The following is a 9,134-nucleotide window of genomic DNA, read 5'->3' as shown; positions in this document are numbered from 1 at the left end:
TGTGTTTTCTCGCCCTGGTCGTGGGGGGGGGGGGCCGCCCCGGGGGGGCGGGGGGGGGGGGGGGGGCCCCCCCCCCCCCCGGGGGGGGGGGGGGGGGGGCGCCCCCCCCCCCCGCCCGCGGTGTCAGTGCCGGTCAGACGGGCAGGCCGCCGACCTGAGTGGAGATCCACGAGCGGATGGACGGCAGGTCCACATAGATGGACGGGCCGGTGGCGCAGGTGGAGTTGTTGTTGCCGGCCCGACTCGTCGCGCCGATCAGGTTCCACACCCCGTTGACCTTGCGCACCTGCGGACCACCCGAGTCGCCGTAGCAGGCGCCGGAATTGCCGTTGGTGTTGTTGGTGCAGATCTCGTACGGGCCGTTGATGCCGGAGCACCGGCTGTCGGCCACGATGGAGGTGTCCAGTTCGTTGGCCACCGTCGGCGCGGACCCGCAGCCCCGGGGGGCGCAGGTCTGACCCCAGCCGATGATCCGGGTGGCGGTGCCGACCGCGCCGGAGGTGCTCGGGATCGGTGCCGGGGCGTACGTCACCGAGCTGGCCAGTTGCAGCAGCTTGACGTCGACGCTCGGGTGGTTGACCGCCCGGGTCACCCGCACGACGGTCCCGCCGCTGGTGCGGTTGATGCTGCCCACCCGCACCGAGGACGGCGTCGAACAGTGCTTGGCGGTGACCGCCCAGTTGCCCTTGATCAGGGTGCCGGTGCAGCCGGAGACGTACACCATGAACGGGTAGTTCTCCGACGCCGGCCGGCCGCCGACCACCAACGGCGCGATGTCCGAGTCGCCGCTCCAGGTGTACGTCGTGCTGGCGGGCGCGGCCAGGCTGCCGGCGAACAGCGAGTTCACCCGGCTCGCCTCGGTGGAGCTGGGGTTCGCGTTGCGGCAGGACACCGGGGCGCTGCTGCCGGACATCAGGTCGGTGCACAGCCCGGTCCGCCGGTCCGGCAGGCCCAGGATGTGGCCGATCTCGTGGGCGGCGATGCGGTTGCGGTCGTAGCCCTGGTTGACGGCCGTGCGGCCCATCCAGATCCGGCCCGAGCCGAGGCCGGTCGGTTGCGCCCGGGGCCAGCCGTCGTCGACGTAGATGGTGATGCTGGCCGGGGTGCCGGCCAGCAGCCGGACGTTGCTGACCCGGCTGTTCCAGATCTGCGCCGCCTGGTCGAAGTTGGTCCGGAACTCACCGGTCCGGCTCGCGTCGTAGTAGACGGTCCGGACGGCGACGGCCGGAGCGCCGGTGGCGAGCTGCATCCCGGCCGCCGCCAGGATCGCCACCAGCATGGCCAGCGCCGCACGTCTCAGTTGTCGTCGAAGCATCACGCACTCCCCTGCGGTCGTCCGGCGACCACCAGCCACCGGGTCATCGATGCACGTAGATGTTACTGTGACGGCGATCGATGTCAGGCATAGCGGAAGCGTCATACCGTGGCCGCGTCCAGCACCCCGGCCGGCGGCGGTCGCCCGTCGCGCGGACCGGCGTCAGGTGGCACCCGCACCGCTGGCGGCGATCAACACCTCAGCCGCGGTGGTGCGGGCGTAGAGCACGAAGCGCCCGACGCGGTGCGCGCCCACCAGGCCGGCTTCGCGCAGCGCACCGAGGTGCTGCGACACGGTGCCCGTCGCGAGGCCACACCGACCGGCCAGTTCCAGCGTCGAGGTCGGGACCGCCAGCTCGTGCAGCAGCGCCGCCCGGGTTCGACCCAGCACCCGCGCCAACCCTCGCCCGTGCGGGGTCGGATCCCGTTCCCAGAGCGTGCCCACCGCCCGCGCCGGGAACCGCAGCACCGGCTGCCCCGGAGAGTCGAAGTTCGACCACACCCGAGCGCCGATGAACACCGACGGTACGAGCAGTAGACCCCGCCCGTCGAGTTGCACCGAGCCGGCCAGGGTGACGTGCTCCACGGTCAGCGTCTCGGCCTCCAGCCGGACGAACTGGTTGAGGTGATTGAGCAGGCCGTGCACCCCGTCGGTGGCCATCCGCTGCGCGCCGAGCAGCACCTCCCGCTCCAGCAGGGCTCGCATCCGGGGCCAGTAGGGCGCGATGACCGCGTCGGCGTACCCCCGGATCGCCGTGGCCAGCCGGGGCAGCTCGGTCGCCGGGTCGGCATGCAGCGCCGCCAGGCGCGACGAGCGTGGCCCGGGCAACGCTTCGACACCGGCCCGAACCGCCTCCGCAGAGGTGGCGACGAGGGTCGCCAACTCGACGTCGAGGGTGGGCTGTGACATGGCCGGGGGCGGGCAGAGGAAGGCGGGGATGACCGGCGTCGGCATCCGCACCAGGTCGGCGAAGAGCCGCCAGTCCACCCCGGCCAGCCGGGGCCGGACCCGCTCGTACCAGGCCAGGTGCTCCGGGAACTGCTGCGGCCGCTTGACGACCCGCACGCTGGCCACCGCCTCCCACAGCGGTGACACCGCGAAGCGGGTCATCGCCAGGTCCCGCGCGGCCAGGCCGACCAGCATCATTGGCGCTCCCGGTGGATTCGGCGAGAGTCGAATCTATCGGTTCGACGCGCCACTGCCGGCACCGTGGACGGTGTGACCACCGCCCCGACGACAACCACACCGACGCACCGGACCAGTGCCTGGCCGCCCTCCTTCCGACTGCTCTACGCCGCGTCCCTCATCGACGGCATCGGCTTCCACATCGGCCAGATGGCCGTACCGGTGATGGCGGTGTCCCTGCTCGCGGCAACCCCCGCCGAGGTGGGCCTGCTCGGTGCGCTGAGCACCGCCGCGTTCCTGCTGATCGGTCTGCCGGCCGGAGTCTGGGTGGACCGGCTGCCACGACGCGCCGTCCTGGTCACCGCCGACCTCACCCGGGCCGCGCTGGTGGCGTCCGTGCCGCTGGCGTGGTGGGCCGGCGTGCTGAGCATCCCCCAGCTGTACCTGGTGGTGCTGCTGACCGGGGTCGGCACCGTCTTCGCCGACGTCGCCGCGCAGAGCTGTCTGCCGCAGGTGGTCGGCCGGGACCGACTGGTCGCGGCGAACGCACTGATGATGAGCACGAACGCCACCATGCAGATCGCCGGACGAGGGCTCGGCGGGATCGTCGTGCAGGCGCTGACCGCGCCGGTCGCGATCGTGCTGGACGCGGCGGCCTACGTGGTCTCCGGGGTGATCCTGACCCGGATCCGCCCCGAGGCGCCCCGCCCGCGCCAGCCCCGGGCACCAGGCGGCTTCGCCCACCAGCTCGGCGCCGGTGTCCGGCACGTGACCGGCAGCCCCCTGCTGCGTCCGCTCGCCCTGTCGACCGCGAGCATCAACCTGACCATGCAGCTGACCACCGCCATGCTGCCGGTGGTGTTCCTGCGCGAGCTCGGCCTGGGCGCCGCCGCGCTCGGCCTCTTCCTCGGTACGGGCGGAATCGGCGCTCTCCTCGGCGCGGTGACCGCCCGCCCGCTCGCCGAGCGAATCGGTCACGGTCGCGCGCTGTGGCTACCCGGCCTGCTCGTCGCGCCCCTCGGTGGACTGGTCACGCTGATCGACACCGGGCCGATGCTCTGGGTGGCGGCGAGCGGCTGGCTGGCACTGGCCTGGCGGACGGGGGTGGGCAACGTGATCGGGATCAGCCTGCGCCAAGGCGCCACCCCGGACGAGTTGCTCGGCCGGATGAACGCCACCTTCCGGTTCCTGCTCACCGGGGCGCTCGCCATCGGCGCGGTGCTCGCCGGGGTGCTCGGCCAGTACGCGAACGTCCATACCGCACTGGTGGTGGGCGCGGCCGCGAACGCGTTGACCTGGCTTCCGGTGTTCTTCTCACCGTTGCGCACCCTGGACCGGCCGCCCTCGGTCGACTGACCCCGTCCGCTGTTACCCAGCGGTTACGCCACGGCGAAGCCCCTGTGGCAGGGCGGGACGACGGTGGCGGCAGAGGGTCACCGGCAGCGCCGCCGCGACGTGGCCCCGACACCGAACGGAGAAACCACAATGAGGATCAGGAGCGCACTGACCGCGCTGGCGGTCGTCCTCGCCGGCCTGGTCGCCAGCGCCGGCAGCAGCACCGCGGCGGGCGGCACGACGGCCGCGTACTGCGGGATCACCTGGGGCAGCGCGGAGAAGTCGGCCGGCGCGTTGAGTGACGCGCCGCTGGTCGAGGTCCGGACCGGCCGGCACGACTGCTACGACCGGGTGGTGTTCGAGTTCGCCGGCCCGGTCGACGGTTACGCGATCGGCTACGGCGAGACGTGGACCGAGGGCGAAGGGTTGGCCCTGTCGCCGTACACCGCCGGGGGCGCGCTGCTGCGGGTCTCGCTGCGGGCCCCCGCGTACGACGACGACCACCTGGGCACCGTGCCGTACGCGGTCGGCGAGCACGTGAGCAACCTGTTGCGCTATCCGACGCTGCGCGACGTGGTCTTCGGCGGCAGCTTCGAGGGCTACAGCACCTTCGCCGTCGGCGTACGGGCGCGGTTGCCGTTCCGCGTGCTCGTACTGGCCGGACCGGGCACCCACAGCCGGGTGGTGCTCGACGTCGCCCACCAGTGGTGATCGGATCCGGCCGAGCCGCGTGGCCGTCCGCCCGTACCCGGCGGGCGGCCACGCGCAGAACACCTAGCCCACCTGGCTGCGGCGCGCCGAACTGAACCGCCGTTGGTAGGCGGCGGGGCTGATCGACAACTTCCGGGCGAAGACCCGTCGCAGGCTCTCGTAGCTGGGGAACCCCGCCAGGGTCGCGGCCCGCGTCGCGGTGTGACCCTGGTCGAGCAGCGCCCGCGCCAGGTCGAATCGGATGTTCTCCACGTAGCGGGCCGGTGTCGTGGACAGCTCGTCGTGAAAGAGCCGGGTGAGTTGCCGGGTGCTCACGTTCAGGTGCCTGGCGAGTTCGGCGAGCGAGAAGTCGCCGCGAGGGTTCGCCGTCACCACGTCGGTGACGGTCCGCAGCGCCGCCGAGCGCGGGGGCGGCCCCTGCAACGGCGCGGAGAACTGGGACTGGCCGCCCGCGCGCTGCATGTACACCACCAGGGCGCGGGCGACGTCGCGCGCCAGGTCGGGTCCGTGGTCCTCTTCGACGAGAGCGAGCGCCAGGTCGATCCCGGCGGTCACCCCCGCCGAGGTGTACGTGCTGCCGTCGCGGACGTAGATCGCGTCCGGCTCGACGCGGCACGCGGGATACCGGGCGGCGAGCTGGTGCGCGACCTGCCAGTGCGTTGTCGCACGCTTGCCGTCGAGGACACCGGCGGCGGCGAGAACGAACGCCCCGGTGCAGATCGACGCGACCCTTCCCGCCGCAGCCGCCGGCACCCGCACGGCGTCCACCAGGCCGGCGGGCACCGTGGCGCTCGGATAGTGGTCGGACCCGGCCACCAGCAGGGTGTCGAACGCCGGCTCGGCGGCGATCGCACCGTCCACCGCCATCCGGACCCCGAGACTGGAGGTGACCTCCGCACCGGTCGGCGACAGCAGCACGATCCGGTAGTCGGCACCGAAGCGGTTCGCCTCCTTGAACACCTCCGCCGGACCGGCGACGTCCAACAATGTCACCCCGTCGTAGACGAGGATCGCGACCCGATGCGGACCGGTGTTCGGCACCGCTCATTGGTAGCACGCCCTCCACCAGCCGCGGACCGCGTCCGGATATGAGGGATTCCTGGCCGGACGAGGGCGGCGCCGTACGACGATCGGTGGGCAGCATGGGGGGCGTCAACACGGCTGCGCACAGTGCCGGGAAGGTCGGAGGACATGTCAGAGGTCATCGCGGGGTTGGAGATTCCGGATACAGCGGCGGTCGCCGAAGCGACCCGGCACATCCAGGAAACCACCAGGCCGGTCATTTACCACCACTCCCGCCGGGTCTTCTTCTTCGGCCTGATCCACGCCCACCGGCTCGGCGTGAAACCGGACCCGGAGCTGCTCTATCTGGCGGCCATGTTCCACGACACCGGCCTGCTGACCCCGTTCTCCGACGTCGAGCAGCGCTTCGAGATCGACAGCGCCGACCACGCGCGCGCGTTCCTGATGGGCCGGGGTTTCTCGACCGCCGCCGCCGAGACCGTGTGGACGGCGGTCGCGCTGCACACCTCGCCCGGCATTCCCGACCGGATGGGCCCGGAGATCGCGACCACGTACCTCGGTGTGCTGACCGATGTCCTCGGCCTCGGTCTGGACGGGCTGGAACACGATCAGCTCGGCGACATCCTCGCCGCCCATCCACGCGGGGACTTCAAGAACGAGTTCCTGCGCGCCCACGTCGACGGGCTGAAGAACCGCCCCGAGACCACGAACGGCACCGTGAACTCGGACATCCTCGAACACTTCATCCCCGGCTTCCAGCGCGTGACGACTGTCGAGCGCATCGTCGGGTCGCCCTGGCCGAGTTGATTGGACACCGATGCGAGCGATCACCGTACGCGACCGTGACGCGGGGATCAGCGGGCTCACGCTGACCGACATGCCGCACCCTCATGCCGCGGAGAACGACGTCATCGTGCGCGTTCACGCCGCGGGCTTCACCCCCGGAGAGCTCGACTGGCCGGCGACGTGGTCCGATCGTGCCGGCCGCGACCGGACACCCAGCATCCCCGGGCACGAGTTGTCCGGAGTCGTGGTCGAACTCGGCTACGGCACCACCGGCCTCACAGTGGGTCAGCGGGTGTTCGGACTGACCGACTGGGCGCGCAACGGGTCGCTGGCCGAATTCACGGCGGTGGAGGCTCGCAACCTCGCCCCGCTCGCGGCCGACATCGACCACACCGTGGCCGCGGCGCTGCCCATTTCCGGACTGACCGCATGGCAGGGGCTGTTCGACCACGCTCACCTCGCGACCGGTCAGACCGTCCTCATTCACGGCGCCGCGGGAGGCGTCGGCTCGATCGCCGTTCAACTCGCGCGGGAGGTGGGCGCGCACGTGATCGGCACCGGCCGGGCCGACGACCGGGACCTCGCGCTCAGCCTCGGCGCGCAGACGTTCCTCGACCTGGACGCCGACGATCTGCGCCGGGTCGGCGAGGTGGACGTGGTGCTCGACGTCATCGGCGGCGACATCCTCCGGCGGTCGACCGAACTCGTACGCCCCGGCGGCACCGTCGTCACCATCGCCACGCCGCCCACCGTCCAGCCGAAGGACGGGCGAGCCGTCTTCTTCGTCGTCGAGCCTGATCGCGCCCGGTTGATCGACCTCGCCCAGCGCCTGCGGGCCGGACGGCTCAAACCCATCGTCGGCGCCGTGCGACCGCTGCACGAGACGGCCTCGGCGTTCGCTCGTCACCGCCGCGCACCGGGCAAGACGATCATCCGGGTCGCGGACGATGAGGCACCGCGGCACCAGAGCGCGGACAGCTGACCGGCGCGTAGGCGGCTCAGGCGTGCAGGGTGGGCCGGTAGCTGAGTTCCAGGGAGCGGCCGTCGAGGGTCCGGCTCCCGATCAGCTCCAGGTCGAAAATCGGCCGCGCCCTGGAAGATCGGCTCAGTTCCGGTCTGGCCCGGTGATCACCGGGCCAGTCGAGGGAGCCTGCCAGCGTGTTCGACACCACCGTCGCCGGGGGGCTCCTCATCCGGGTCACCCCGGCGTCGCGGACCTCGGGCTCTCCATTCACGTGCCAGTTGGCGGCGACGGGCCCGCAGGTAGGCCCGCTCGGTCTCGTTGGTGGCCAGCGCCACGGCCTGGTCGTAGGCGGCTCGGGCCTCGTCGTCCCGTCCGAGCCGGGCCAGCAACTCGGCACGGGTGGCGGGCAGCCGGTGAAAGCCCGGAAGGTCGACACCCTCCAACGCGGCGAGGGCCACCGTCGGTCCGTGCACCTCGGCCACGGCGACCGCACGGTTCAGCGCGACGACAGGGGTTGGCGCGAGCGCGAGGAGCTGGTCGTAGAGCGCCAGGACCTGCTGCCAGTCGGTGGCGGCGCCGTCGGTGTGCACCGCGCTGATCGCGGCCTGGATCTGGTACGGGCCGGGCTGGTTGCGGCGCAGGCATCGACGGACCAGGTCGTGGCCCTCGGCGATGAGGGCCACGTTCCACAGCGACCGGTCCTGGTCGGCCAGCAGCACCACTTCGCCGGCCGGGTCGAGCCGGGCCGGGCGGCGCGCCTCGGTCAGCAGCAGCAGCGCGAGCAGACCCAGGACCTCGGGCTCGTCGGGCATCAACGCGGCGAGTTCGCGGGCGAGCCGGATCGCCTCGGTGCACAGGTCCGTTCTGATCAACGGTCCGGCGGTGGACGCGTAGCCCTCGTTGAACATCAGATAAAGCACGGTGAGTACGGGCGGCAACCGGTCCGGCAGCTCATGTGCGGCGGGCACCCGGTACGGGATGGCGGCGTCGCGGATCTTCTTCTTGGCGCGCACGATCCGCTGAGCGACCGTCGCCTCCTGAATCAGGTAGGCCCGGGCGATCTCCGGCACGTCGAGGCCACCGAGCAGACGCAGTGTGAGGGCCGTCCGCGCCTCCGGAGCGAGTGCCGGGTGGCAGCAGGTGAACATGAGTCGAAGCTGGTCGTCCTGCACCGGTCCCACCTCCCTGGGCTCGTCCTGTTGGTGCAGCAGCAGGGCCTGGGCGTGCCGGGCCTCCCGGGTCGACTCCCGGCGAAGCCGGTCGACGGCCCGGTTGCGTGCGGTGGTCACGATCCAGGCGCCGGGGTTCGGCGGCGGGGTCTGCCACTTCTGCAGCGCTGTGGTGAACGCGTCCTGCACCGCCTCCTCGGCGAGGTTGATGTCGCCGAGGAGGCGGGCAAGGGTGGCGACGCAGCGGCCGTACTCCGCGCGGTAGATGCTCGCCAGGTCAGTGTCGAAAGACAGATCCATGTCGGGAGACCGGTCCACGTCGGGAGGCCGGCTACCGGTCAGGCCTGGGACAGGTCGTCGAAGGGACGTACCTCGATCGGGCCGCAGGCCGCCGCGCACCTCTGCGCCCAGGCCAGCGCCTGGTCCAGGTCGGCGCATTTGATGACCCAGAACCCGGCGATGTGCTCCTTGGTCTCGGCGAACGGCCCGTCGCTCATGATGGTGGCGCCGTTGTCGACCCGGACGACGGTGGCGCTCTCGGGCGACGTGAGTCCTCCGCCGAAGACCCAGGCTCCCGCGGCCTGCATGTCGTCGTTGATCCGGCCGGTCTCCCGGAACATGGTCTGCACCTCCTCGTCGGACGGCGTCGGCGCGCCCTCGACGAAGTGCACGGACAGCAGGTACTGCTTCATGACGATCCTCCAGT

At 71.8% G+C, this 9,134-nt stretch carries 9 protein-coding genes; 4 read left to right on the top strand and 5 right to left on the bottom strand.

Annotation, left to right across the window (positions count from 1 at the left end):
* Positions 1-133: 133 nt before the first annotated feature.
* The gene (locus AB0C03_RS31265; protein WP_400446860.1) at positions 134-1,249 is read right to left on the bottom strand and encodes a snapalysin family zinc-dependent metalloprotease; all 1,116 of its coding nucleotides are present in this window, start codon (positions 1,247-1,249) and stop codon (positions 134-136) included.
* Positions 1,250-1,477: 228 nt separating this feature from the next.
* On the bottom strand, positions 1,478-2,461 hold the full coding sequence (locus AB0C03_RS31260; protein ID WP_210866312.1) for an ArsR/SmtB family transcription factor: 984 nt from the start codon (positions 2,459-2,461) through the stop codon (positions 1,478-1,480).
* A gap of 72 nt (positions 2,462-2,533) precedes the next feature.
* Between AB0C03_RS31260 and AB0C03_RS31255 the strand changes: the two genes are divergently transcribed.
* Together AB0C03_RS31255 and AB0C03_RS31250 are read left to right on the top strand one after the other, a co-directional pair.
* Entirely contained in the window at positions 2,534-3,796 is a 1,263-nt protein-coding gene (locus AB0C03_RS31255; protein WP_210866313.1) for an MFS transporter, read from the top strand.
* Positions 3,797-3,925: 129 nt separating this feature from the next.
* Positions 3,926-4,486 (top strand): AMIN-like domain-containing (lipo)protein, encoded by a 561-nt coding sequence (locus tag AB0C03_RS31250; RefSeq protein WP_210866314.1) that lies wholly within the window; start codon positions 3,926-3,928, stop codon positions 4,484-4,486.
* Between the two features lie 63 nt (positions 4,487-4,549).
* Here AB0C03_RS31250 and AB0C03_RS31245 read toward each other — a convergent pair whose 3' ends face one another.
* Complete coding sequence (locus tag AB0C03_RS31245) at positions 4,550-5,527, bottom strand: GlxA family transcriptional regulator (protein ID WP_210866315.1); 978 nt, start codon at positions 5,525-5,527, stop codon at positions 4,550-4,552.
* A gap of 150 nt (positions 5,528-5,677) precedes the next feature.
* Between AB0C03_RS31245 and AB0C03_RS31240 the strand changes: the two genes are divergently transcribed.
* On the top strand, positions 5,678-6,316 hold the full coding sequence (locus tag AB0C03_RS31240; RefSeq protein WP_030332438.1) for an HD domain-containing protein: 639 nt from the start codon (positions 5,678-5,680) through the stop codon (positions 6,314-6,316).
* 10 nt (positions 6,317-6,326) lie between these two features.
* The gene (locus AB0C03_RS31235) at positions 6,327-7,277 is read left to right on the top strand and encodes an NADP-dependent oxidoreductase (RefSeq protein WP_030332436.1); all 951 of its coding nucleotides are present in this window, start codon (positions 6,327-6,329) and stop codon (positions 7,275-7,277) included.
* Between the two features lie 146 nt (positions 7,278-7,423).
* Here the strand turns inward: AB0C03_RS31235 and AB0C03_RS31230 are convergent, their stop codons facing one another.
* Both AB0C03_RS31230 and AB0C03_RS31225 read right to left on the bottom strand, forming a co-directional pair.
* The gene (locus AB0C03_RS31230; RefSeq protein WP_247680936.1) at positions 7,424-8,728 is read right to left on the bottom strand and encodes an RNA polymerase sigma factor; all 1,305 of its coding nucleotides are present in this window, start codon (positions 8,726-8,728) and stop codon (positions 7,424-7,426) included.
* A gap of 38 nt (positions 8,729-8,766) precedes the next feature.
* Complete coding sequence (locus tag AB0C03_RS31225; RefSeq protein ID WP_210866316.1) at positions 8,767-9,120, bottom strand: YciI family protein; 354 nt, start codon at positions 9,118-9,120, stop codon at positions 8,767-8,769.
* Between the last annotated feature and the right edge of the window lie 14 nt (positions 9,121-9,134).

It is taken from the genome of Micromonospora parva (assembly GCF_040649675.1).
GTDB classification, from domain to species: Bacteria; Actinomycetota; Actinomycetes; order Mycobacteriales; family Micromonosporaceae; genus Micromonospora; species Micromonospora parva.
The sequence above is the reverse complement of the archived record's forward strand: the minus strand, read 5'-3'. Positions and strand labels throughout refer to the sequence as shown.